We start from the raw sequence: 23,822 nt of genomic DNA, 5'->3' as shown, positions 1-23,822 counted from the left end.
TAGGGGTTACTGCGGCGCGGGCGTAGGGGTTACGGCGGGGCAGGCGGTCGCGGCGGCAGAGTCACGGGCACGCGCGTGGCGTGCCCGGTGGGGATGGGAAGCACCCGGTGGTCTGTGGGTGCAGAAACGTTTCCTTCAATGATGAGGGGCGGTGTCGCCGCTGGTGGTCGAGGCCGCCACCAGGCGGTTGCGGGCCCGCCCCATCAACTCCTCACGCTCGTCCTCGGTCAGGCCGCCCCAGACTCCGTACGGCTCGCGTACCGCCAACGCGTGCGCGGCGCACTCCGCACGGACCGGGCACCTCATGCAGACCTCCTTGGCCGAGTTCTCTCGAGCGCTCCGAGCCGCCCCGCGCTCGCCCTCAGGGTGAAAGAAGAGCGAGCTGTCCACTCCGCGGCAGGCAGCCAGAAGCTGCCAGTCCCACAGGTCCGCGTTCGGTCCGGGAAGGCGGGAGAAATCTGCCATTACGTGACCCCTTGTAGCCGTTCTGGGCGGATCCGGTGCCAACGACCGTACATCTCCGGTCTAAGGAGATGAAAATATGACTCATTGCGAATCTAGCCCCAGACACCGAGAAACGGGAACAAAAGCGACTAAATGGGGCATGGGATGTGATGAAAAGTTGAGAGTCCGTTGGGCATGTCTGCACCGTGTCGAGACCCTCACGTAGAGTGCCGAAGACGGCAGGCGGCCCCGTAACTCTTTCGAGTGACCGTCGTTGAGAGTGCGGAGGCGGTTGAAAACACAAGCGCTCGGGCAGGCGTCCGAGTCGGTCGACCGCACAGGTGACGATTCCGTACCAGCCTGGAGGCTCAAGGTGACGTGCATCAGCTGCGGAGGGCGGTCATGACATCCGTCCTCGTCTGCGACGACTCCCCGCTTGCCCGAGAGGCGCTCCGTCGCGCGGTGGCCACCGTGCCCGGCGTCGAGCGTGTGACGACGGCGGCCAACGGCGAGGAAGTCCTCCGCCGCTGGGGCGCCGACCGCTCCGACCTGATCCTGATGGACGTACGCATGCCCGGCCTGGGCGGCGTCGAGACCGTGCGCCGGCTGCTGTCCGCCGATCCGGGCGCGCGCATCATCATGCTGACCGTCGCCGAGGACCTCGACGGCGTGGCCCTCGCGGTCGCCGCCGGCGCCCGCGGCTACCTGCACAAGGACGCCTCGCGCGCGGAGCTGCGCGCCACGGTGACGCAGGCCCTCGCCGACCCGACCTGGCGACTGGCCCCGCGCCGCCTGCGCTCGGCGGAGATGGGCGCCGCGCCCACCCTCACCGCGCGCGAGATCCAGGTGCTCGAGGGCATGAGCCACGGCCGCTCCAACGCCGAGATCGGCCGTGAGCTGTTCCTCTCCGAGGACACCGTCAAGACGCATGCCCGCCGCCTGTTCAAGAAGCTCGGCGCCTCGGACCGCGCCCACGCAGTGGCGCTCGGCTTCCGCTGGGGACTGGTCCGGTAGGACGTGCGCCGCGGCGCACGTCCGCGGCCGGCCGGCCCTGGCGGTCCCCGTCCGCCGCGCGGCGGACGGGGCGGGGTGCGACCCGTGGCCGCGCGGCCGACGGGCGTACGGCCGACGGGTGTACGGCTGTTCGAGCGAGGTCGCGGGCCGGGACGCGCGCATGGTGACTGTGAGTGACGGTCGCCCCGAAGCCCCGGCCGGTTTCCTGGCGATCCGCCGCACCGTCCGCCGTTCGCCGGACAGGTTCCGACGCTCGCGCCCGCGCGTCCGCCGGGGTACGAGGCGTGCGGCGCCGGGCCGCCGGCGGGTGTGCGCACGGGTCCGGACGAGGTGGCCGGTGGACGCCCGCTGCTCGTTTCGGCGCGGATGCCGCATCCTTGAGATGTGGAGTCTCTCGGGGACGAGTCGGTCGAGCGGAAGGGGAGGGCGCAGGGGATGAGTGCCGGCGCACCTGCTCATAACGCTTCGGTGCACAACCACGAGCACGATGCGACGGACCGGACGGCCGCAGGGCACCATGGACCGATGCGCGACGACGAGGCGGGCACGGCCCATGGGGCGTTCGGTGCGCTCGTGCATCGCGCCGTCGACGGTGACGCGCAGGCCACGCACGACCTGCTGGCCCACGTCCACCCGCTGGCGCTGCGCTACTGCCGCACCCGGCTGTCCCGGCTCCCGGGCGACGCGCGCCACTTCGTGGAGGACCTCGCGCAGGAGGTCTGCGTGGCGGTGCTGCTCGCCCTGCCCCGCTACCGGGACACCGGCCGCCCCTTCGAGGCCTTCGTCTTCGCCATCGCCTCGCACAAGGTGGCCGACCTCCAGCGCGCCGCGATGCGCCACCCGGGCTCCACGGCCGTCCCCTCGGACGAGATGCCGGAACGCCCCGACGACTCCCTCGGCCCCGAGGAGCGCGCGCTGCTCAGCAGCGACGCCGAGTGGGCCAAGAAACTGCTGGCCAACCTCCCCGAGAACCAGCGGGAACTGCTCCTGCTGCGCATCGCCGTGGGCTTGACCGCGGAGGAGACGGGGCAGATGTTGGGAATGTCACCCGGCGCGGTCCGGGTCGCCCAGCACCGGGCGCTCAGCCGCCTGCGCGCGCTGGCCGAGCAGTAACACCCCTGGACGGAGCGTCCCGGACGCCCTCCGCTGAACGGGCACGCCCCCGTTCCCGTACGAACATACGAAGCCCGAAGCGGCGCCCTGACGTGGAATTTGCTGACGAAGCTTGCCGTTAGCATGGACATCCGCACCGATCAAGGCCATTTGGGGAAGGTGTCATGACTGCGAACGTCGACGGAGTGCCCGGAAAATTCGCGACACTCGGGCTGACCTACGACGACGTGCTGCTGCTGCCGGGCGCATCCGAGGTGCTCCCCAACGCGGTCGACACCTCGTCCCGCATCTCCCGCAACGTGCGGGTGAACATCCCGCTGCTCTCGGCGGCGATGGACAAGGTGACCGAGTCCCGCATGGCGATCGCGATGGCCCGGCTCGGCGGCGTCGGCGTGCTGCACCGCAACCTCTCCGTCGAGGACCAGGTCAACCAGGTCGACCTGGTGAAGCGGTCCGAGTCCGGCATGGTCACCGATCCGATCACGGTGCACCCGGAGGCCACGCTCGCCGAGGCGGACGCGCTGTGCGCCAAGTTCCGCATCAGCGGCGTCCCGGTCACCAGCCCCGCCGGCAAGCTGCTCGGCATCGTGACCAACCGCGACATGGCGTTCGAGAGCGACCGCAGCCGCCGCGTGCACGAGGTCATGACCCCGATGCCGCTGGTCACCGGCAAGGTCGGCATCTCAGGACCCGAGGCCATGGAGCTGCTGCGGAAGCACAAGATCGAGAAGCTCCCGCTGGTGGACGACGAGGGCGTCCTCAAGGGCCTGATCACGGTCAAGGACTTCGTCAAGGCCGAGCAGTACCCCAACGCCGCGAAGGACGCCGAGGGCCGGCTGCTCGTCGGCGCCGCGGTCGGCGCCAGCCCCGAGGCGCTGGAGCGCGCCCAGGCGCTCGCCGGGGCCGGTGTGGACTTCCTGGTCGTCGACACCTCGCACGGCCACAACAGCAACGCCCTGAGCTGGATGTCCAAGATCAAGTCGAGCGTGAACGTCGACGTGGTCGGCGGCAACGTCGCCACGCGAGACGGCGCCCAGGCACTGATCGACGCCGGTGTGGACGGCATCAAGGTGGGCGTCGGCCCGGGCTCCATCTGCACCACCCGCGTCGTCGCCGGCATCGGCGTCCCGCAGGTGACCGCCATCTACGAGGCCTCCCTCGCGGCCCGCTCCGCCGGCGTCCCGCTGATCGGCGACGGCGGCCTGCAGTACTCCGGCGACATCGGCAAGGCGCTCGCCGCCGGCGCCGACACGGTGATGCTCGGCAGCCTCCTCGCCGGCTGCGAGGAGTCCCCGGGCGAGCTGCTCTTCATCAACGGCAAGCAGTTCAAGTCGTACCGCGGCATGGGCTCGCTGGGCGCCATGCAGTCCCGCGGGCAGGGCCGGTCGTACTCCAAGGACCGCTACTTCCAGGGCGACGTCACCGCCGACGAGAAGCTCGTGCCCGAGGGCGTCGAGGGCCAGGTGCCCTACCGCGGCCCGCTCGCCAACGTGCTGCACCAGCTCGTCGGCGGCCTGCGCCAGACCATGGGCTACGTGGGCGCCGCCACCATCGAGGAGATGGAGTCCAAGGGCCGCTTCGTGCGGATCACCTCGGCCGGTCTGAAGGAGAGCCACCCGCACGACATCCAGATGACCGTCGAGGCGCCGAACTACAGCAACAAGAAGTGACGCACGCGCGCGCGTGACGGGCATCCGCGGCGGCCCCGGAACCTCCGGGGCCGCCGTTGCCCTGCCCGTCGGCGATACTGGAAGACGCTGAACGCATCAGGGAAAGGCCAAGACGTGACTGAGATCGAGATCGGGCGCGGCAAGCGCGGCCGCCGGGCGTACGCCTTCGACGACATCGCCGTCGTCCCCAGCCGCCGTACGCGGGACCCGAAGGAGGTCTCGATCGCCTGGCAGATCGACGCCTACCGCTTCGAGCTGCCCTTCCTGGCCGCCCCCATGGACTCGGTCGTCTCCCCGGCCACCGCGATCCGCATCGGCGAGCTCGGCGGCCTGGGCGTGCTGAACCTCGAGGGCCTGTGGACCCGGTACGAGGACCCGCAGCCGCTGCTCGACGAGATCGCCGAGCTGCCCGCCGAGCGGGCGACCCGCCGCATCCAGGAGGTCTATGCGGCCCCCATCAAGGAGGAGCTGATCGGCGCCCGCATCAAGGAGGTGCGCGACTCCGGCGTGGTCACGGCGGCCGCGCTCTCCCCGCAGCGCACCGCCCAGTTCTCCAAGGCGGTCGTGGACGCGGGCGTGGACATCTTCGTCATCCGCGGTACGACGGTCTCCGCGGAGCACGTCTCCTCCTCGCACGAGCCGCTGAACCTCAAGCAGTTCATCTACGAGCTCGACGTGCCGGTGATCGTGGGCGGCTGCGCCACCTACACGGCGGCCCTGCACCTGATGCGCACCGGCGCGGCCGGCGTCCTGGTGGGCTTCGGCGGCGGCGCCGCGCACACCACGCGCAACGTGCTCGGCATCCAGGTCCCGATGGCGACGGCGGTCGCCGACGTGGCCGCGGCCCGCCGGGACTACATGGACGAGTCCGGCGGCCGGTACGTGCACGTGATCGCGGACGGCGGCGTCGGCTGGTCCGGCGACCTGCCCAAGGCGATCGCCTGTGGCGCCGACTCCGTCATGATGGGCTCCCCGCTGGCCCGCGGCACGGACGCGCCCGGCAAGGGCCACCACTGGGGCATGGAGGCCGTCAACGAGGAGCTGCCCCGCGGCCAGAAGGTCGACCTGGGCACGGTCGGCACCATCGAGGAGATCCTCACCGGCCCGTCCCACACCCCCGACGGCTCCATGAACTTCTTCGGCGCCCTGCGCCGCGCCATGGCCACCACCGGCTACAGCGAACTGAAGGAGTTCCAGCGGGTCGAGGTGACGGTCGCGGACAGCCAGCACCGCCGCTGACCCTCCGGCACACGCGCAGAGGGCCGGTCATCCTCGGGGTGACCGGCCCTTTCGTGTGTCCTCCCGGGGCCCGCCCGGAGGCGCTCTCACAACCGGTGCGCCGCCCCCGTGGGGGCCGCGCCCCGGGTGTCCAGCAGGAGCTGGGCCTTCACCGACAGGCCCTGCAGGTCGTACGTGCGGTGGTGCTGGAGCAGGATCGTCAGGTCGGCGTCGGCGACCGCCTCGTACAGCGCGTCGGCCCGGGGAATCGGGCGGTCCAGCACGCTCCACGCGGGCACGTACGGATCGTGGAAGCTCACGGACGCGCCCAGTTCGGTCAGCCGTGTCGCGATCTCGCGCGCGGGCGTGCCCTGGAGGTCGGCGATGTCCGGCTTGTAGGTGACGCCGAGCAGCAGGACGCGGGCCCCGCGCGCGGACTTGCCGTGCTCGTTGAGGAGGGTGGCCGCGCGCCGGACGACGTACTCGGGCATGCGGTCGTTGACCTGCTGGGCGAGTTCCACCATGCGCAGGGTGCGGGTCGCGTGCCCGGTCAGGTCCTGGGGGAGGCCGTGGCCGCCGACGCCCGGCCCCGGCCGGAAGGCCTGGAAGCCGAACGGCTTGGTCTCCGCGCAGCGGACGACGTCCCACAGGTCGACGCCCAGCTCGTGGCAGAGGACGGCCATCTCGTTGACCAGCGCGATGTTCACGTGCCGGTAGTTGGTCTCCAGCAACTGCACCGTCTCCGCCTCGCGCAGCCCCCGCGCGCGGACCACCTTGTCGGTCAGCCGTCCGTAGAAGGCGGCGGCCGACTCGGTGCAGGCCGGGGTGAGGCCCCCGATGACCTTGGGCGTGTTGGCGGGGTTGCGGTCGCGGTTCCCGTGGTCCACCCGGCTGGGTGAATAGGCGAGGTGGAAGTCGCGCCCGGCACGGAGTCCGGAGCCCTCCTCCAGCAGGGGACGCAGGAACCCTTCGGTGGTCCCGGGCAGCACGGGTGACTCCAGGATGACCGTGGTGTGCGGGCGGAGCCGTCCGGCGAGCGTGCGGGCGGCCCCCTCGACCTGGCCGAGGTCGATCCCGCCGTCGGCGCCGCGCGGGGTCGGCGCGCAGATCACCGCGGTGCGCACGCGGCCGAGCTGGGCCGGGTCGGTGCCGGGCCGGAAGCCGGTGGAGCGCATCCGGCGCAGCTCGGCGGGGCTGAGCGAGCCGGCCTCGGGGCCGGTGGCGTACCCGATGGTCGGGATGCCTGCGGCGACGGCGGCCTGGGCGAGCGGCAGGCCGTACGGACCGAGTCCGATAACGGCGAGGTCTGCGGGCATGGGGCGTGGGCCGTCCTTCCCAGTAGCCGAAGCGGAACAGGTGCGCAACCGCTGTGAGCAGCATGTACGAGCGCACTGTCACACTAGGAGTAAATATGACCGTGATGTGGGATTGTGTTCGTGTGTCTCCCGGGTGGTTGCGCGCACGTTGTCCACAGGCCGCGGGCGCGTGGTGGCCGGCGCAGGGCGTGCCGGTCAGAATTTGGGCATGAGGAGGGGATGAACCGGCTCCGCTCCGCCGCGGGTGCGGCCGACGTGGGCGAGACGTTCGACAGCGGGAGGCAGCGGTGAGGACAGCGACTCTGGGCCCGGCGCAGCGCGCCGAGGCACTGGCGGCGATGGCGGAACGCGAGCTGGACGTGCTGGTGGTCGGCGGCGGAGTGGTGGGCGCCGGCACCGCACTGGATGCCGTCACCCGCGGCCTGTGTACCGGCCTGGTCGAGGCCCGTGACTGGGCGTCCGGCACCTCCAGCAGGTCCAGCAAGCTCGTCCACGGCGGCCTGCGCTACCTGGAGATGCTCGACTTCGCCCTCGTCCGCGAGGCCCTGAAGGAACGCGGTCTGCTGCTGGAGCGGCTCGCCCCGCACCTGGTCAAACCGGTGCCCTTCCTCTATCCGTTGCAGCACAAGGGCTGGGAGCGGCTGTACGCCGGGTCGGGCGTCGCGCTCTACGACGCGATGTCGATGGCCCGCGGGCACGGCCGCGGCCTGCCCCTGCACCGGCATCTGACCCGCCGTCACGCCCTGCGCGTCGCGCCCTGTCTGAAGAAGGACGCCCTGGTCGGCGCCCTGCAGTATTACGACGCCCAGATGGACGACGCCCGCTTCGTCACCAACCTGGTGCGCACGGCGGTGTCCTACGGCGCGCGGGCCGCCAACCGGGCGCGCGTGACCGGGTTCCTGCGCGAGGGCGAGCGGGTCGTCGGCGCCCGGGTGCGGGACGTGGAGGGCGGCGGCGAGTACGAGATCCGCGCCAAGCAGGTCGTCAACGCCACCGGGGTGTGGACGGACGACACCCAGGCCATGGTGGGGGAGCGGGGCCAGTTCCACGTCCGCGCCTCCAAGGGCGTCCACCTGGTCGTGCCCAAGGACCGCATCCACTCCACCACCGGCCTGATCCTGCGCACCGAGAAGTCGGTGCTGTTCGTCATCCCCTGGGGCCGGCACTGGATCATCGGCACCACCGACACCGACTGGGACCTCGACAAGGCACACCCGGCCGCCTCCAGCGCAGACATCGACTACCTGCTGGAGCACGTCAACTCGGTGCTCGCCGTGCCGCTCGGCCGCGAGGACGTGCAGGGCGTGTACGCCGGCCTGCGCCCGCTGCTGGCCGGCGAGTCCGACGCCACCAGCAAGCTGTCCCGCGAGCACACCGTGGCGCATCCGGCGCCCGGTCTCGTGGTCGTGGCGGGCGGCAAGTACACGACGTACCGGGTGATGGCGAAGGACGCCGTCGACGAGGCGGTGCACGGGCTCGACACGCGCGTCGCCGACTGCGTCACCGAGGAGATCCCGCTGCTCGGCGCCGAGGGCTACCGGGCGATGTGGAACGCCCGGGCGCGCATAGCCGCCCGCACCGGCCTGCACGTGGTGCGGGTCGAGCACCTGCTCAACCGGTACGGTTCCATGGCCGAGGAGATCCTGGACCTCATCGCGGCCGACCCGGCCCTGGGCGAGCCGCTGCAGGCCGCCGACGACTACCTGCGCGCCGAGGTCGTCTACGCCGCCTCGCACGAGGGCGCCCGGCACCTGGACGACGTGCTCACCCGCCGCACCCGCATCTCCATAGAGACCTTCGACCGGGGCACTCGCAGTGCCCGTGAGGCCGCCGAGCTGATGGCGCCCGTCCTCGGCTGGGACGAGGGCCAGATCGAGCGCGAGGTGGAGCACTACGAGAAGCGGGTGGAGGCGGAGCGGGAGTCCCAGCGCCAGCCCGACGACCTGACGGCCGACGCGGCCCGGCTGGGGGCGCCGGACATCGTGCCGCTGTAGCCGGAACCACCCGGACGGGTGACCCGGGGCCGGGATCCGCCCAGCTGGCCTGGCCGTTGTACCGGCTGAGAGGGCGAATCGGGCGCCGGGCGGCAGGGGGTGTGGCCGGGAGGGGTTCTGGCCGGGACGCCGGGGTCACGGTCGTGTTCGCGCGTGGCACCGCCCGCGCGTCCGGCAGCCGGGCCGGCGGGGGCCGTGCGGACCGTGCGGAAAAAAAGGGGCGCCGGCGTGCATGGGTCGCGTCCGGCAGGTGTACTCGGACAGGCACCCGACCGGGCCCGGAGGGGAAGTGAGGCGCATGGCTGACGTGGACTCAAGGTGCCGGTGCGGCGGGTGTTCCGGTGTGCGCGGCCCCCGGCGCGGCAGCGGGCACCCTGGGCGTCGGCCACTTGTCGGGTGAGAGACAATGGAGGCTCTGTCAGGGCGGGTTGCATGAGGGGACGCATGTCGAAGGCGGAGCGGTCGGGGACATCCCGTCAGGAGACTCGTCAGGACAAGAACGAGCGGCGTCTCCTCGCCGGGCGGTACCGGCTGGGAGACGTGCTGGGCCGCGGCGGCATGGGGACGGTGTGGCGCGCGGAGGACGAGACCCTCGGCCGGACGGTCGCCGTCAAGGAGCTGCGGTTCCCGTCGAACATCGACGAGGAGGAGAAGCGGCGCCTGATCACGCGCACCCTGCGCGAGGCCAAGGCGATCGCCCGGATCCGCAACAACAGCGCGGTGACGGTCTTCGACGTGGTCGACGAGGACGACCGGCCCTGGATCGTCATGGAGTTGGTCGAAGGCAAGTCGCTGGCCGAGGTCATCCGTGAGGACGGCCTGCTGGAGCCCAGGCGCGCCGCCGAGGTGGGCCTCGCCGTTCTGGACGTGCTGCGCTCTGCGCACCGAGAGGGCATCCTGCACCGGGACGTGAAGCCGTCCAACGTGCTCATCGCCGAGGACGGCCGGGTCGTGCTCACCGACTTCGGCATCGCGCAGGTGGAGGGCGACCCGTCCATCACCTCCACCGGCATGCTGGTCGGCGCCCCCTCCTACATCTCCCCGGAGCGTGCCCGCGGGCACAAGCCGGGACCCGCGGCCGATCTGTGGTCCCTGGGCGGCCTGCTGTACGCGTCGGTCGAGGGCCTGCCGCCGTACGACAGGGGCTCGGCGATCGCCACGCTGACCGCGGTGATGACCGAACCGCTCGAGGAGCCCAAGAACGCGGGCCCGCTCCGGGACGTCATCTACGGACTGCTCAACAAGGACCCGGCGCAGCGGCTCGACGACGCCGGCGCCCGGGCCATGCTCAACGCGGTGATCCACGCGCCCGAGCCGGAGTCGATGGACGCCACCCGTGTCGTCCCGCTGCCGGTGCAGCCCGGGGGGCCGGAGGGCAAGCGGGGCGAGGAGGCCGGGGAGAAGCTGCGCGGGGCGCTGCGCTCGGTCCGCAAGGCGGCCGGGGCGGCCACCGCGGCGGCGGCCGCCCGGACGAAGACCGACGGCGGCACGGCAGCTCCGGGCGCCGGCGGCACGGGCGACGCCGGCACCGCGGAGCACGGCCAGGCCGCCGGTGCCGCAGCCGGCGCCGGTTCACGGGGAAGGCAGGCCGGTGCCGCGCAGGGCTCAGCGGCCGTGCCGAACTCCGGGGCCGAGAAGCCGAGTTCCGGGTGGCCCGTGGTGCCGCCCCCGGACCTGCCGCCACGGCCGGTGCCCAGGGCGCCGCTCACCGACGTGGTGCCCAGGCGGACTCTGGTGATCATCGCCGCCGTGGTCGCGCTGGCGGTGCTCGGCACCGTGCTGGGCCTCGTCCTCGGCGGCGGCGACGGCGGGAGCGACGACCGCGGCAGCGGCGCCAAGGCGGCGCCGAGCGCGAGTGCCTCCACCAAGGAGGACAAGAACACGGGCGGCGAGAGCAGCCCCGGCGACGGCGCCCGGACCGACGGGAACGCCTCGGCCTCCGCGTCGTCGGGCTCGTCGTCGGGCGACTCGGCCGGCGCGAGCCCCACCGGCGACAGTGGGGACTCCGGCTCGCCCGGCTCGAAGGGCGGCGGCAGCGCACCCGTCGAGTCGACCCACAAAGGCGGCCAGGGATACTCGATAGGGCTGCCCAAGGGCTGGAAGTACGAGTCCACCGGACGGGCTGGAGACCGCTACACCGGTCCCGACGGGCAGAAGCTGCTCGTGGCCTGGACCGACGCACCCAAGAGCGACCCGGTGGCGGACTGGAAGAACCAGGAGCGCTACATGGTGCGTTCCCAGTACCAGAAGATCCGTATAGAGAAGGTCGGCTACCGCGGCTGGAACACCGCCGACTGGGAGTTCACCTACTCCGACGGCGGCACCCGGTACCGCACGATCGACCGGGGGTTCGTGGTGAACGACCACCTCGGCTACGGGCTGATGTACACCGCCAAGGCCGCGAACTGGGACGGCGACCTGCGCAAGGACACCTGGCGGACGCTGACGAAGTCATTCGAGCCCAAGTCGTGACATGACCGAGCCCGGTTCGGTTCCGTGAGAATCCGGCATCCCCTCAATGCGGGTTGCCTCCGGCACGTATCGTGAATGGTTGCGGACCGTACGGAGCCGGATGTGGATGCGGAACGGACCGTCGGGGAACGGAACTGAACGACCAGGCGGCCGGGGGAGGCAACGTGGACGACTACGCGGGCCGGGTGCTCGCCGACCGGTACCGCCTGCCGCTGCCGCCGTCCGACGAGTACGAGCTGACCGAGACCCTGGCGTTCGACACCTACAGCGGCCAGGAGGTGCTGGTCCGTCAGGTGCCCCTGCCCGAGGTCGTCGAGGCCGAGGTGCTGGACTCGGAGGGGCTGCCCGAGGGCTTCACCGCCCGGGAGCGCGGCGCCCGCCGTTCCCCCGCCGCCCGTACCGCCACCCGCCGCCCCTCTGACCCGGCGGTGCGGCGCGCCGTCGAGGCCGCGCAGGCGGCGGCCCGCATCCCCGACCATCCGCGTCTCGACCAGGTCTTCGACGTGTTCGCCGAGGGCGGCTCGCTGTGGATCGTCAGCGAATCGGTGGCCGCCCGGCCGCTGTCCGCGTTGCTGGCCGAGGAGCCGCTGACGCCGTACCGTGCGGCCGAGGTCGCCTCCGACGTCCTCATGGCGCTGCGCGTGCTGCACGCCCACGGCTGGACGCACCGCAACGTCACCGCCCGCACGGTCCTCGTCTGCGACGACGGCCGGGTGATGCTGACCGGACTCGCGGTCGGCGCGGCGGAGGAGGCGCTGTGCGGCTACGACCCGGTACCGGCCCAGGACGATTCGGCCGGTGATGGCGGCGCCCCGGACGCCCGGCCCACCGGAGGACAGCTCCCCGGCGCTCCCGGCCCCGACGGCGGTCCAGGTGCTCCCGGCGGGCACGAGGGCCCGGGTGCTGCCGGGGCCCCCGGCAGCCCGGGGAGCCAGGGCTTCGGCGGTGCGCTCCGGACCGCGGACGCGGTCCCGTACCCCGACGCCGATCCCGAGGCCGCGCGACGGGCCGCGATCCAGGCGCGGGCGGCCGGCGGGCTGCCGGTGCCGGGCGCGGCTTCCGCCGAGGGCGTTCCGGTGCCGCCGTCCGGGCGGCGGGCCCTGGAGAGCGGGGACGACGTCCGAGCCGCCCGGGCCGGCGCCATAGCCGCCTACCGTGCGGGCACCCGGGCCGCGGCCCGGGTGCAGGAAACCCAGCAGAACGGCCGCGCCGCCCTGCCCGGCGCCCGCCCGCCCGCCGAGGGCGACGCCGGGGCCGCCGGTGCGGCACAGCCGCCGCACTCCTCCGGCCTGCCCGCCGCGCCGCCCGGCCGGACGGCCGACCCCCACGGCGTGAGCGGCGCCGGCTGGCACGGCGCCGCGCCCCGCACCGGCCCGGCCGGCGACCCCGCCCGACCGGAACGGCCGCCGGGCGACGACACGGCCTCCGGCCCCGGCCACCCGCCCACGCCCGGCTACGGCGCCGCGGGCGCCGGTCAGTCACCCCCGTCCGGCTACGGCCCTCCCGGCCACGGCCGCAGTGCGGTGGTTCCGGGGCAGGCGCCGGCTCCCGGTCAGTCGCCCGGGCCCGGACAGTCGCGCGCGTCCGGCTATGGCGCCGCAGTCCCCGGTCAGGCGCCCGCGTCCGGCTACGGCGCTCCCGGCACCGATCAGTCGCCCGCGTCCGGGCAGGGAGGCGCCCGTGCCGGGCACGGTGCCGTGGTGCCGCGGCAGGCGCCCGCCCCCGCCCTCGGCGCCGCTCCGGCGGTGCCCGTGGGCGCGTCCGGCTCGGGCTCGCGCTGGGACGATCCCGGTGCGGGGAATGGCGCCGTGCGGCGCAGTCCTGGTACCGCGCTCGCCGCCGAGCGGGCCCGGCAGGTGCGGATGACCGTGGTCGGGCCGGTCACCGAGCGCTGGGCCCCGGAGCAGGCGGGCCCCGTGCACGAGAACTGGCAGCTCGCCGCGCCGATCGGGCCCGCCACCGACCTCTGGGCGCTCGGCGCGCTGCTCTTCCGTGCCGTCCAGGGACACGCCCCCTACCCCGAGGAGTCCACGGCCGAGCTGGTGCAACTGGTGTGCGCGGAGCCGCCCGCCTTCGCCGAGGAGTGCGGCCCGCTGCGCCCCGTCGTGGAGTCGCTGCTGCGTCAGGATCCCACCGACCGGCCCGACTTCGAAGAGCTGAGCGGCTGGCTGCGCTCCCTGGTGCGCTCGGCGCCCGAGCCGGACGCCGGTACCCATGTGGTGCCCGTTCCGCCCGCCGACCCCAAGCGGCTGCCGATCGTCCGGCGGCGCGGCGAGCTGGTGCGGCGACGGCGCGCCAGGGTGCCCGCCACGCATCCGCACGCGCGGCACAAGCGGGCCCGGGAACAGGGCCGTTCGCCCCGCAGCCTGGGCCGGCTGCTGCTCCTGCTGATCATGCTTCTGCTGGCCGGCGCGGTGGCGTACGCGATGCTGTTCATGCCCAAGCAGGGCGGGGGCGGCGCCGCGGGCGGCGGTGACCGCACCGGCAGCGCCGGCGAGGCGAGCACCGCGCCCTCGCCGACCGAGCGGCCGTCCTCCGGGCCGTCCGGTACGGGGCCCTCCGCGTCGGCGCCCGCCGCCGAGACCCAGACCGGCGGAGACCCGTCCGTCGCCGACGGATTCACCCTGCGCAAGGACCCGGACGGCTTCCGCATCGCCGTCGCCAAGGGCTGGGACCGCACGCCGAAGAACGGCAGCGGCCAAGTCGTCTACGCTCACGGGAACTTCGAGCTGCTCGTCGTGCCGGGCAGGGACGGCACGGGGACCTACGGCGGCGACCCGATGGTCTATCAGCGGGACAAGGAGCGCGAACTCCAGCCGTACCGGGACTCGAGCTGGGCCACGGCCACCGGCCTGCGGACCATCGAGGTGGGCGGACGGACCATGGCCGAGGGCCAGTTCACCTGGACCGACGGACAGGGCCGCGACCGGTACGTGCGCAACATGGCGATCCTGCTGAACGGCCGCTACCACATCGTCCAGGTCCGGGGCCCGGAAGCCGAGCGCGACGAGGTGACACGGCTGTACGAGCAAGCCACGGCGACGTACCGCTACACAGGCTGAACGCCCCGTACACCCCCCGTGCGCAACGGGGTTGGGACCTGTCGGCGCGCCGGAAACGGCAACCGTCACAGGACTGTCACCTTGGTACCCCTCGTGTTCCCAGGGGGAGGACCGGTCCTTAGTCTGACCCTGTCAATAGCATTGCGGGGCAACGTTGAATCAGATGCAGGGCCTGCTCATAGCGGGCCGCTACCGGCTCGCCGACTCCATCGGCAGCGGCGGCATGGGCCGGGTGTGGCGCGCCCACGACGAGGTGCTGCACCGGCAGGTCGCCGTCAAGGAGTTGACCGCGGCGCTCTACGTCTCCGAGAGCGACCGGGCGGTCCTGCTGGCCCGCACCAGGGCCGAGGCGCGGGCCGCCGCACGCATCAACCACTCCGCCGTCGTCACCGTCCACGACGTGCTGGAGCACGACGGCCGTCCGTGGATCGTCATGGAGCTGGTCGAGGGCCACTCGCTGGCCGACGCGGTCAAGGAGCGCGGCCGCATCGAGCCCTCCGAGGCCGCGCGGATCGGCCTGTGGGTGCTGCGGGCCCTGCGCGCCGCGCACTCGGCCGGCGTACTGCACCGGGACGTCAAGCCGGGCAACGTCCTCCTCGGCCGGGACGGCCGGGTCCTGCTCACCGATTTCGGCATAGCCCAGATAGAGGGCGACTCCACCATCACCCGTACCGGTGAGGTCGTCGGCTCGGTCGACTACCTCGCCCCCGAGCGGGTGCGCGGCCACGACCCCGGCCCGTCCTCGGACCTGTGGGCGCTCGGGGCCACGCTGTACACGGCGGTCGAGGGACGCTCGCCGTTCCGCCGCACCTCGCCGCTGAGCACCATGCAGGCGGTCGTCGAGGAGGAGGCGGAGGAGCCCCGCAACGCCGGTCCGCTCGGCCCCGTCATCGCCGCCCTGCTGCACAAGGAACCGGCCCTGCGGCCGGGCGCGGCCGACGCGGAGCACATGCTCGCCGAGGCCGCGCAGGGCCGCCGGCCGCACACCACGCAGGCCTTCGTACCGGCGCAGGGTTCCGGCGGGCACACCGGCGGGACGGGCAGCACGGACTACGGTCCCGCCGGTTACCCGTCCGGCGGGACCACGCGCGGCCACGTCCCCGGCGCACCGACGGCCGGGGGCCGTTCCATGACCCGGGCGACGGCCGTGGCCCCCGTCCCGGCGGGCCCGCCGGGACGGCCCCGGCGCACGCTGCGCACCCTGGCGCTCGTCGTCGCGGTTGCGGCCGTGCTCGGCGGCGGAGCGGCGGTCGCCTTCCAGCAGTGGGGCGGCACCGAGCGGAACACCGGCACGAGCGGGGGGACGGACCAGGTCACGCCGTCGTCATCCGCCACCGTCAGCCCCGGCGGCAGTGCGACGCCGGGTCCGGAGGGAGGCTTGCCCGCCTCCTGGCGGGCGTACCACGACCCGTGGGGCTTCACCGTCTACCTGCCCAAGGGCTGGTCGCGCAGGGTCGTCGAGGCGCCGGGCCGCGATGCCGGGGTCGAGCCCGACCCCGACCTCCGGCAGGTCGACTACACCCCCGACGGCGGCAAGCACTTCGTGCGCATCGCCACGGACACCAGCTCGGACTTCGCCAACGCCCTCGAGCATCAAAGGGACCTGGAACAGCAGCTCCAGGGGCTGGTCAACTACAACCGGGTGACCATGAGGGCGAACACCTACCGCGACCGCGAGGGCGCGCTGTGGGAGTACACCTGGGACGCGCTGGCGAAGGACCCGCCCTATGTGGCCGGGCCCCGGCACGCCATCGAGGAGACGTACTTCTCGCGTGAGGGCACCGAGTACGCGATCTACATGTCGACGCCCGAGGCCGACTGGCCGCGGACCAGCAAGCAGTTCCAGTGGGTGCTGCGCAGCTGGCGGCCGAACGGCGGCTGACCGGCCAAGGCTTGGCCGATCACCGACCCGAACGGGTGCGTCCGGTGCGGCATGATGGGCCTCATGGGATCCGACGGGGACGACTTCCGCGTGATCGCGGGCCGTTACCGCCTCCAGGAGCGGATCGGGCGCGGCGGAATGGGCGTCGTGTGGCGGGCGAGCGACCAGGTGCTGGGCCGGCTGGTGGCGGTCAAGGAACTGGCCGCCGCCGACTCCCTCCCGGACGACGACGCCCGGCGCCGCCGCGACCGCACCTTCCGTGAGGCGCGTGCGGTCGCGCAGTTGAGGCACCCGCACATCATCGTCGTGCACGACGTCATAGAGCAGGACGAGCGCCCGTACCTCGTCATGGAGCTGATCGACGGAGGCTCCCTCGCCGACCGCATCGCCAGGCAGGGGCCGGTCGACGCCGCCGAGGCCGCCCGGATCGGCGCCGATCTGCTGAGCGCGCTGCGCGTCGCGCACGCGGCCGGCGTCCTGCACCGCGACATCAAGCCCGCGAACGTGCTGCTGGAGTCCGGCACCGGCCGGGTGGTGCTCACCGACTTCGGCATCGCGCAGGTCGCGGGCGCCACCACGCTCACCGAGACCGGTTCCTTCGTCGGCTCGCCCGAGTACACCGCCCCGGAGCGGATGTCCGGCACGCGCACCGGGCCGGAGTCCGACCTGTGGTCGCTCGGCGCGCTGCTGTGCACGGTGCTCAGCGGCGAGTCGCCGTTCCGGCGGGACTCGCTCGGCGGCATCCTGCACGCCGTGGTCGCCGCCGAGATCCGGCCACCCGCCGAGGCCGAGCCGCTGCTGCCCGTCGTGCGGGGCCTGCTGGAACGCGACCCGGACCGGCGGCTGGACGCGGCGGACGCCGAGCGGATGCTGCGGACGTTCCTGGAGACGGGCCGCACCCCGGCGGCCCCGGAACCGCCGGCGTCGGGCCGCACACCGAGGATCGCCGCCCGCGCGGCCCGGGCGGCCGCGGCCGCTCACCCGCCGGCCGAGCCCGATCCGCCGCGGGCCCCTGCCGACCCGCCCGCCGCCGAACAGCCCCCGCCCGCACGCCAGTCCTCGCGCGGGGTGCTGATCGCCGCCCTGCTCGTCGCCGCGGTGGCCGGGGCGGGCGTCTCGGCGGCGGCGCTGCTGGTGCACCAGGGCGAGGGCGGCGGCAGGCCCGGCGGAACGACGAGCAGCCCCGCCGCCCCGACGAGCCGGTCCGCGTCCCCGCAGGACGGCAGCGCCTCGCCGTCCTCCGCGGTCACCGCGAGCAGCGCGCCCGCGGCCTCCCGACCCCGCACCGCCCCTTCCGGTTACCGCACCGCCCGTGACCCGGACGGCTTCTCGCTCGCCGTGCCGCGGGACTTCACCCGCGAACGGCAGGGCGAGCGCGTCTTCTACCTCTCGCCGGGACAGACCTTCCGCCTCGGCGTCAAGATCTCCCCGCCCGACGCCGGCGGCCCCGCCGCGGTGATGAGCCGGGCGGCGGCAGGAGGCGCCAGCACCAATCCCGGATACCACGACGGCCGGGTCGTCGGCACCACGCACGCCGGACACCCGGCCGCGCTCTGGGAGTTCACCTGGGACGGCTTCAGCGCGGCCGAGGGCCCGCGGCACACCTACGACCTGTGCTGGGAGGAGGGCGGCCGGATGTACGACGTGTGGGTGTCGGCGCCGGTCGGACAGGTGCGGGAGGCGCGGGAGTACTTCGACGTGGCCGTGGACACCTTCTCGGCCGCGGCACGTTGATCCCCGCCCGGTCACGGCTTCGTGACCGGTTCGTGCTCGCTGTGGTGACGGACGCCGGTACTGCCGCACCGGCTCCGGCGACCTGTACCGCCTCACCGTCGGCTACCCGGGCAGGGGCGACTTCAGCGCCCGGGGCCGGGAGGTCGCCACGGCCGCGATCGCGAACCTGGAGATCAATGAGCCCTGAGGGAACGGGAGTCGGGGCGGGCCGGCGCCCGGCCTCCTTCGACAAGGGTGTGGTGCGCAGGGTACTCATGTGACATGAGTGGAGACGGCGAACACCCGCCCGACGCACGGTTGATCGGTGGACGCTACCGGCTCCTGGAGCGCCTGGGCGCCGGGCCGGCCGGAACGGTCTGGCGGGCCCGGGACGAGCGGGAGCGGCGGGACGTCGCGGTCAAGGAGCCCGTACTGCCCGGGCGTCCGGCCGAAGACGAGGAGAGCGGGCGGATCGCGCACCGGCTCCACCGGGAGGCCCGGACCGCGGCCCGGGTACGGCATCCCTCCGCCGTCGCCCTGCACGACGTCGTCCTGGAAGACGAACTGCCGTGGATCGTCATGGAGCTGGTGGAGGGCGAGTCGCTCCGCGAGGCCGTACGGCGCGGGCCGCTGCCGCCCGCCGAGGCCGCCCGTGTCGGGCTCGCCGTGCTGGGGGCGCTCAGGGCCGCGCACGCCGTGGGGATCGTGCACCGGGACCTCAAGCCCGCCAACGTCCTGATCGAGTCCGGCACCGGGCGGGTCGTCGTCACCGACTTCGGGATCGGGGACGGGCCCGCCGCCGACGTCCCCGCCGGATTCGCCGCCCCGGAGCGGGCCTCCGGCCGCGGCGCCGGTCCCGCCTCCGACCTGTGGTCCCTCGGCGCGCTGCTCGCCACCGCCGTGGAGGGCGGCGACGCCGGCCCGCTGCGACCGCTCCTGGACCGCCTGCACGCCCCGGACCCGGACGCGAGGCCGACCGCGGAGGAGGTCGCGGCGGCCCTGGAGAAGGTGGCGGCCGCCCTGGAGGGGGTGGCGGCGGCGCCGGAGGGGGTGGCGGCGGCGCCGGAGGCCCGCGCGGCCACGCCCGCCGCCCGGCCGGCCCCGAGTCACAGCGGACCCTGACGACAGGACCGCAGCCCTGACCCGAGCGGCGCCCGCCACCCGGTGGAAAAACCCGAGCCATGATGATCGTCTCCCGACAACGCGCTGATCAGCGCATTCGCTGCCAGTGATCACTGGCGTCGTGTGAGTACTCGGTGAATCCCCGTTACCGACGGGTACCCAAAGCCTCCGCCGCGGCATACCCTGCGCGTCATGACGGACTCGCAGGCCTCGGACCTCACCGGCACCAATCCGCTCGCGCCCGCCCCCGAGGGCGTGCGCACCGCCGCCGACGTGGTCACCCCCACGCTGGTGGCCCAGCTCACCAAGGGTGTCGTCGGCTCCGGCCGCACCGCCAACCACACTCCCTTCACCGGCGAGAAGCTGGCCGACCTGCCCGAGTCCACACCCGAGGACGTGCTCAAGGCCTTCGACGCCGCCCGCGCCGCCCAGGCCGTGTGGGAGAGGACCCCGGTGAGCCGGCGCGCCGCCGTGCTGCTCCGCTTCCACGACCTGGTGCTCGAGCGCCAGGCCGAGGTGCTCGACCTGATCCAGCTCGAGACCGGCAAGGCCCGGCTGCACGCGCACGAGGAGGTGCAGGCCGTCGCCGTCGCGGCCCGCCACTACGGCCGCAAGGCCCCCGGCTACCTGCGGCCCAAGCGGCACGCCGGCGCCGTGCCGACCCTGACGAAGGTCACCGAACTGCGCCACCCGCGCGGGGTCGTCGGCCAGATCGCCCCCTGGAACTATCCGCTGGAACTGTCCGTGGGCGACGCGCTGCCCGCCTTCGCGGCCGGCAACGCCGTCGTCATGAAGCCGGACACCGAGACCTGCCTCACCGCGCTCTGGGCCCGTGACCTGCTCATCGAGGCCGGACTGCCCGAAGGCGTCTTCCAGGTCGTGCTCGGCGAGGGCCCGGTCGTCGGCCCCGAGCTGGTCAAGCACGCCGACTACGTCTCCTTCACCGGCTCCACCCGCACCGGCCGCGAGGTCGCCCAGGGCGCCGCCGCCCGTCTGGTCGGGGTCTCCCTCGAACTCGGCGGCAAGAACGCCATGCTGGTCCTGGAGGACGCCGACGTCGAGAAGGCCGCCGCGGGCGCGGTACGGGCCTGTTTCTCCTCGGCCGGCCAGCTCTGCATCTCCATCGAGCGGCTGTTCGTGCACGAGTCCGTCGCCGACGCCTTCCTGGAGCGCTTCGCCGCCCGCACCCGGGCCATGCGGCTCGGCAACTCCCTCGCCTACGGCGCCGACATGGGCTCGCTGGTCGGCGAGCGGCAGTTCAAGACCGTCGAACGGCATGTGCAGGAGGCCGTCGCCAAGGGCGCCCGGGTGGTCGCGGGCGGGGTGGCCCGTCCGGACATCGGCCCGTACTTCTTCGAGCCGACCATCCTCGACGGCGTCGAGGACTCCATGGCCGTCTGCGAGGAGGAGACCTTCGGGCCCGTCGTCTCGCTGTACCGCTTCAAGACCGAGGACGAGGCGGTGGAACGCGCCAACTCCACGCCGTACGGCCTCAATGCGTCCGTGTGGACGAAGTCGGCCCGGCGCGGCCTGGACGTCGCCTTCCGGCTGCGCACCGGCACGGTCAACGTCAACGAGGGCTACGCGCCCGCCTACGGCAGCGTCCAGTCGCCGATGGGCGGCATGAAGGACTCCGGCCTGGGCCGCCGCCACGGCTCCGAGGGCATCCTCAAGTACACCGAGGCCCAGACGGTGGCCCGGCAGCGGCTGCTGCCCATGGCGCCGTCGCTGGGGATGGACGACGCGCAGTACGCCCGGTTCATGAGCCGCAGCCTCCGCCTGATGAAGGCCTTCCGCTTCCGCTAGTCACCCCCGACCCCGCAACCGCCAACCGCCGTTCTCGACGAGGAGAGCACGTGTCGCAGGAGAAGTCTGTCCAGACCCGGGACGAGGACGGGTACGACTACGACGTCATCGTGATCGGTTCGGGGTTCGGCGGCTCGGTCTCCGCGCTGCGCCTCACCGAGAAGGGCTACCGGGTGGGCGTGCTGGAGGCCGGCCGCCGCTTCACCCGCGAGACCCTGCCCAGGAACTCCTGGGACCTGAAGAACTACCTCTGGGCCCCCCGGCTCGGCATGTACGGCATCCAGCGCATCCATCTGCTGGGCAACGTGATGGTGCTGGCCGGCGCGGGCGTGGGCGGCGGCTCGCTCAACTACGCCAACACCCTCTACGTACCGCCGAAGGCCTTCTTCGAGGACCCGCAGTGGCGGGACATCACCGACTGGCAGCAGGAGCTGAAGCCGTACTACGACCAGGCCCAGCGCATGCTCGGCGTGCGGCTCAACCCGACCATGACCCCCTCCGACGTGCACCTGAAGGCAGCGGCGCAGCGGATGGGCGTCGGGGACACCTTCCACCTGGCGCCGGTCGGCGTGTTCTTCGGCGACGGCGAGGACGCCGACGGCAAGGCGCAGGCCAGGCCCGGCGAGCGGGTGGACGACCCGTACTTCGGCGGCGCCGGGCCGTCCCGCAACGCCTGCACCGAGTGCGGCGAGTGCATGACCGGCTGCCGGCACGGCGCGAAGAACACCCTCAACGAGAACTACCTGTACCTCGCCGAGAAGGCCGGTGCGGTGGTCCACCCGATGACCACGGTGGTGTCCGTCACGGACGACTCGCGCGGCGGGTACGCGATCGCGACCCTGCCGACGGACGAGAGGAAGAAGGGCGCGGGACGGCTGTTCACCGCGCGGAAGGTCGTCGTCGCGGCCGGCACGTACGGCACCCAGACGCTGCTGCACCGGATGAAGGCCAGCGGTCAGCTTCCCCGCCTCTCCGCCCGGCTGGGCGAGCTGACCCGCACCAACTCCGAGGCGCTGGTCGGCGCGCAGACCGACAACCGCCGCTACCGCAGGGCGACCGGGGAGCGGAGGGCCGACTTCACGCGCGGGGTCGCCATCACGTCCTCGATCCACCCCGACGACAGCACCCACATCGAACCCGTGCGCTACGGCAAGGGCTCCAACTCGATGGGCGGCCTGTCCATCCTCCAGGTCCCCTACGCCGAGGGCTCCTCGCGCGTACTGGCCTGGCTGGCCAACGCCGCCCGCCACCCCCTGCTCGTCGCCCGCTCGCTCTCCAACCGGCGCTGGTCGGAGCGGACGATCATCGGGCTGGTGATGCAGTCGCTGGACAACTCGCTGACGACCCATCTGAAGCCCGGCGGGGTCGGCAAGGGCCTGCTCACCGCACGGCAGGGGCACGGCGCTCCCAACCCCAAGCAGATCAAGGCCGCGTCCGAGGCCGCCACCGCGCTCGCCGAGGAGATCAACGGCTTCCCGGGCAGCAACGTCGGCGAGCTGATGGGCACCCCGCTGACCGCGCACTTCCTCGGCGGCTGCCCCATCGGCGGCTCCCCGGAGACCGGGGTGATCGACCCGTACCACCGGCTCTACGGCCACCCCGGCATCTCGGTGGTGGACGGCGCCGCCGTCTCGGCCAACCTGGGCGTCAACCCCTCCCTGACGATCACCGCGCAGGCCGAGCGGGCCATGTCGTACTGGCCCAACAAGGGCGAGGAGGACCCGCGCCCGGCGCAGGGGGCGGCGTACGAGCGCCTGAAGCCGGTGGAGCCGCGCGAGCCTGCGGTCCCGGCGGACGCGTTCGGCGCGCTCCGGCTGCCGTTCCTGGGCATCCCCGCGGTGCCACCGAAGAAGTAGCCGGACCGGAAGACGCCGAGGGACCTGCATCCCCCTCCGAACGCAGGTCCCTCGCCTCTTACCGTCGTCTTGATCCGGCAGCAGGTTTGATCCGCGAGGGCGGTGAAGGGTTGCTTCCGGATGCCCCGGAAATTTTGTGGCGTGAGTCACATGCGGGTGGGGATGTGCTCAGGTGCAGGGGTGGGTGCGGGCCCGGGTCTGATCGAATACGGGCCGGGACCTGACGGACGCCGGCCCGGGGTCTGACGGACGCCGGCCTGAGGCCCGACGGACGCCGGCCTGAGGCCCGACGGACGCCGCCCTGGGGGCGGGCGCGGCGAAGGGCCCCGCGGGCTCGAGCCGCGGGGCCCTCTTCCCGTCGGCACCGGCTTCGAGGCGCGCCGGTGCCCGGGAGCGGCGCCGGGGGGCGCGCCGCCTGCTCTGTGGGACTCAGGATCTGGTCCCGGGATCCGCCGGCCGGCCCCGGGCGTCCCCGGAGCCGGCCGTTCTCTTGGGTGACCGGGCTGCTGTCCCCTGCCGTCCGGTCACTTCTCCGGAGCGAGGTCCCACGGCGCACGGCACGACCCGTACGCCTCATCGCTCCGGTGAGCCACGCGTGGTTCTGTCGGGCCCGCCCCTGGCTGGCACGGACACCCGTCTCAACGAGCCGGCGCGCCGGCCGGTCACGCGCCGTACGGGTGAGACCAGGGCCGAACTCAGATGCGACCCCGGCACAGCTCCAGCATGGTCATCGCCAGCGCGGTGCCGGGCTTGCCGAGCGCCTCGCGGTAGCGGCCGAGGATCTCCATCTCGCGGGAGAGGTTCACCCGCCGGCCGCCGGAGGAGATACGGGTCTCCTGGACGACGGTGGACACGGCCATCCGTTCCTGGATGAGCCCGATGATCCGGTCGTCCAGCGCGTCGATGCGGGCCCGGGCGTCGTCGATGGTCTGTTCCGCGGTGAGAGTGGTCATGGCGGGGGCTCCTGGTGAAGGTGGCTGGTGGAGGCCCCGGAACGGCAGAACCCGGAGATACGACAGGCGCCCCGGGCCTTGTCGGCCCGGGGCGCCTGGTAAGTCGCTTGGCGGTTCGCTCAAGCAGCACGACCATGGCAGCCGGCGGGCCGGGTGCCATAGGTAAAGAGGAAGGTCGAGTGCGCGA

At 73.3% G+C, this 23,822-nt stretch carries 15 protein-coding genes; 12 read left to right on the top strand and 3 right to left on the bottom strand.

The features are described from left to right. Positions 1–135 precede the first annotated feature (135 nt). Positions 136–465 (bottom strand): WhiB family transcriptional regulator, encoded by a 330-nt coding sequence (locus ACFQ9Z_RS23075; protein ID WP_199211640.1) that lies wholly within the window; start codon positions 463–465, stop codon positions 136–138. A gap of 381 nt (positions 466–846) precedes the next feature. Here ACFQ9Z_RS23075 and ACFQ9Z_RS23070 point away from each other — a divergent pair, with 381 nt between their 5' ends. From ACFQ9Z_RS23070 to ACFQ9Z_RS23055, 4 genes are all read left to right on the top strand, one after another. Then, positions 847–1,458: a response regulator transcription factor gene (locus ACFQ9Z_RS23070; protein ID WP_003948568.1), complete on the top strand. Its 612-nt coding sequence runs from the start codon at positions 847–849 to the stop codon at positions 1,456–1,458. Between the two features lie 525 nt (positions 1,459–1,983). Further along, on the top strand, positions 1,984–2,571 hold the full coding sequence (locus ACFQ9Z_RS23065) for a sigma-70 family RNA polymerase sigma factor (protein WP_143627809.1): 588 nt from the start codon (positions 1,984–1,986) through the stop codon (positions 2,569–2,571). A 164-nt stretch (positions 2,572–2,735) separates the two neighbouring features. Then, the gene (guaB, locus tag ACFQ9Z_RS23060; RefSeq protein ID WP_383021827.1) at positions 2,736–4,241 is read left to right on the top strand and encodes an IMP dehydrogenase; all 1,506 of its coding nucleotides are present in this window, start codon (positions 2,736–2,738) and stop codon (positions 4,239–4,241) included. Between the two features lie 114 nt (positions 4,242–4,355). Further along, on the top strand, positions 4,356–5,480 hold the full coding sequence (locus tag ACFQ9Z_RS23055) for a GuaB3 family IMP dehydrogenase-related protein (protein ID WP_383021823.1): 1,125 nt from the start codon (positions 4,356–4,358) through the stop codon (positions 5,478–5,480). Between the two features lie 86 nt (positions 5,481–5,566). Here ACFQ9Z_RS23055 and ACFQ9Z_RS23050 read toward each other — a convergent pair whose 3' ends face one another. Further along, positions 5,567–6,775 carry a nucleotide sugar dehydrogenase gene (locus tag ACFQ9Z_RS23050; RefSeq protein ID WP_383021818.1) on the bottom strand — a complete coding sequence of 403 codons (1,209 nt, stop codon included), beginning with the start codon at positions 6,773–6,775 and terminating at the stop codon, positions 5,567–5,569. Positions 6,776–7,062: 287 nt separating this feature from the next. Between ACFQ9Z_RS23050 and ACFQ9Z_RS23045 the strand changes: the two genes are divergently transcribed. The 8 genes from ACFQ9Z_RS23045 (at position 7,063) to ACFQ9Z_RS23010 (ending at position 22,682) form a co-directional block, all read left to right on the top strand. Then, a complete protein-coding gene (locus tag ACFQ9Z_RS23045; RefSeq protein ID WP_383021815.1) occupies positions 7,063–8,769 on the top strand; it encodes a glycerol-3-phosphate dehydrogenase/oxidase in 1,707 nt (568 codons plus the stop codon). 444 nt (positions 8,770–9,213) lie between these two features. Beyond that, on the top strand, positions 9,214–11,241 hold the full coding sequence (locus tag ACFQ9Z_RS23040; RefSeq protein WP_383021810.1) for a serine/threonine-protein kinase: 2,028 nt from the start codon (positions 9,214–9,216) through the stop codon (positions 11,239–11,241). Positions 11,242–11,405: 164 nt separating this feature from the next. Then, positions 11,406–14,303: a protein kinase gene (locus ACFQ9Z_RS23035; protein ID WP_383021805.1), complete on the top strand. Its 2,898-nt coding sequence runs from the start codon at positions 11,406–11,408 to the stop codon at positions 14,301–14,303. Positions 14,304–14,466: 163 nt separating this feature from the next. Beyond that, positions 14,467–16,185 (top strand): serine/threonine-protein kinase, encoded by a 1,719-nt coding sequence (locus ACFQ9Z_RS23030; protein WP_383021801.1) that lies wholly within the window; start codon positions 14,467–14,469, stop codon positions 16,183–16,185. A gap of 63 nt (positions 16,186–16,248) precedes the next feature. Beyond that, positions 16,249–17,919: a serine/threonine-protein kinase gene (locus ACFQ9Z_RS23025; protein ID WP_383021798.1), complete on the top strand. Its 1,671-nt coding sequence runs from the start codon at positions 16,249–16,251 to the stop codon at positions 17,917–17,919. A 261-nt stretch (positions 17,920–18,180) separates the two neighbouring features. Continuing rightward, positions 18,181–19,020: a serine/threonine-protein kinase gene (locus tag ACFQ9Z_RS23020; protein ID WP_383021794.1), complete on the top strand. Its 840-nt coding sequence runs from the start codon at positions 18,181–18,183 to the stop codon at positions 19,018–19,020. Positions 19,021–19,212: 192 nt separating this feature from the next. Then, positions 19,213–20,826: a succinic semialdehyde dehydrogenase gene (locus tag ACFQ9Z_RS23015; protein ID WP_383021790.1), complete on the top strand. Its 1,614-nt coding sequence runs from the start codon at positions 19,213–19,215 to the stop codon at positions 20,824–20,826. A gap of 50 nt (positions 20,827–20,876) precedes the next feature. Further along, positions 20,877–22,682 (top strand): GMC oxidoreductase, encoded by a 1,806-nt coding sequence (locus ACFQ9Z_RS23010; RefSeq protein WP_383021787.1) that lies wholly within the window; start codon positions 20,877–20,879, stop codon positions 22,680–22,682. A 695-nt stretch (positions 22,683–23,377) separates the two neighbouring features. Here the strand turns inward: ACFQ9Z_RS23010 and ACFQ9Z_RS23005 are convergent. Further along, positions 23,378–23,635, bottom strand: a complete 258-nt coding sequence (locus ACFQ9Z_RS23005) for a chorismate mutase (RefSeq protein ID WP_383021783.1) — start codon at positions 23,633–23,635, stop codon at positions 23,378–23,380. Positions 23,636–23,822 lie beyond the last annotated feature (187 nt).

The sequence above is a fragment of the Streptomyces sp. NPDC056580 genome (genome assembly GCF_042793175.1).
In the GTDB taxonomy this organism is placed as follows: Bacteria; Actinomycetota; Actinomycetes; order Streptomycetales; family Streptomycetaceae; genus Streptomyces.
The sequence above is the reverse complement of the archived record's forward strand: the minus strand, read 5'-3'. Positions and strand labels throughout refer to the sequence as shown.

Excerpts from the sequence above, each read along its gene's own strand:
- ACFQ9Z_RS23025 (WP_383021798.1), top strand. The coding sequence starts at position 16,249 with ATGGGATCCGACGGGGACGACTTCCGCGTGATCGCGGGCCGTTACCGC.
- ACFQ9Z_RS23050 (WP_383021818.1), bottom strand. The coding sequence starts at position 6,775 with ATGCCCGCAGACCTCGCCGTTATCGGACTCGGTCCGTACGGCCTGCCG.
- ACFQ9Z_RS23030 (WP_383021801.1), top strand. The coding sequence starts at position 14,467 with ATGCAGGGCCTGCTCATAGCGGGCCGCTACCGGCTCGCCGACTCCATC.
- ACFQ9Z_RS23015 (WP_383021790.1), top strand. The coding sequence starts at position 19,213 with ATGACGGACTCGCAGGCCTCGGACCTCACCGGCACCAATCCGCTCGCG.
- ACFQ9Z_RS23075 (WP_199211640.1), bottom strand. The coding sequence starts at position 465 with ATGGCAGATTTCTCCCGCCTTCCCGGACCGAACGCGGACCTGTGGGAC.
- ACFQ9Z_RS23065 (WP_143627809.1), top strand. The coding sequence starts at position 1,984 with ATGCGCGACGACGAGGCGGGCACGGCCCATGGGGCGTTCGGTGCGCTC.
- ACFQ9Z_RS23040 (WP_383021810.1), top strand. The coding sequence starts at position 9,214 with ATGTCGAAGGCGGAGCGGTCGGGGACATCCCGTCAGGAGACTCGTCAG.
- ACFQ9Z_RS23070 (WP_003948568.1), top strand. The coding sequence starts at position 847 with ATGACATCCGTCCTCGTCTGCGACGACTCCCCGCTTGCCCGAGAGGCG.
- guaB (WP_383021827.1), top strand. The coding sequence starts at position 2,736 with ATGACTGCGAACGTCGACGGAGTGCCCGGAAAATTCGCGACACTCGGG.
- ACFQ9Z_RS23005 (WP_383021783.1), bottom strand. The coding sequence starts at position 23,635 with ATGACCACTCTCACCGCGGAACAGACCATCGACGACGCCCGGGCCCGC.
- ACFQ9Z_RS23020 (WP_383021794.1), top strand. The coding sequence starts at position 18,181 with ATGAGTGGAGACGGCGAACACCCGCCCGACGCACGGTTGATCGGTGGA.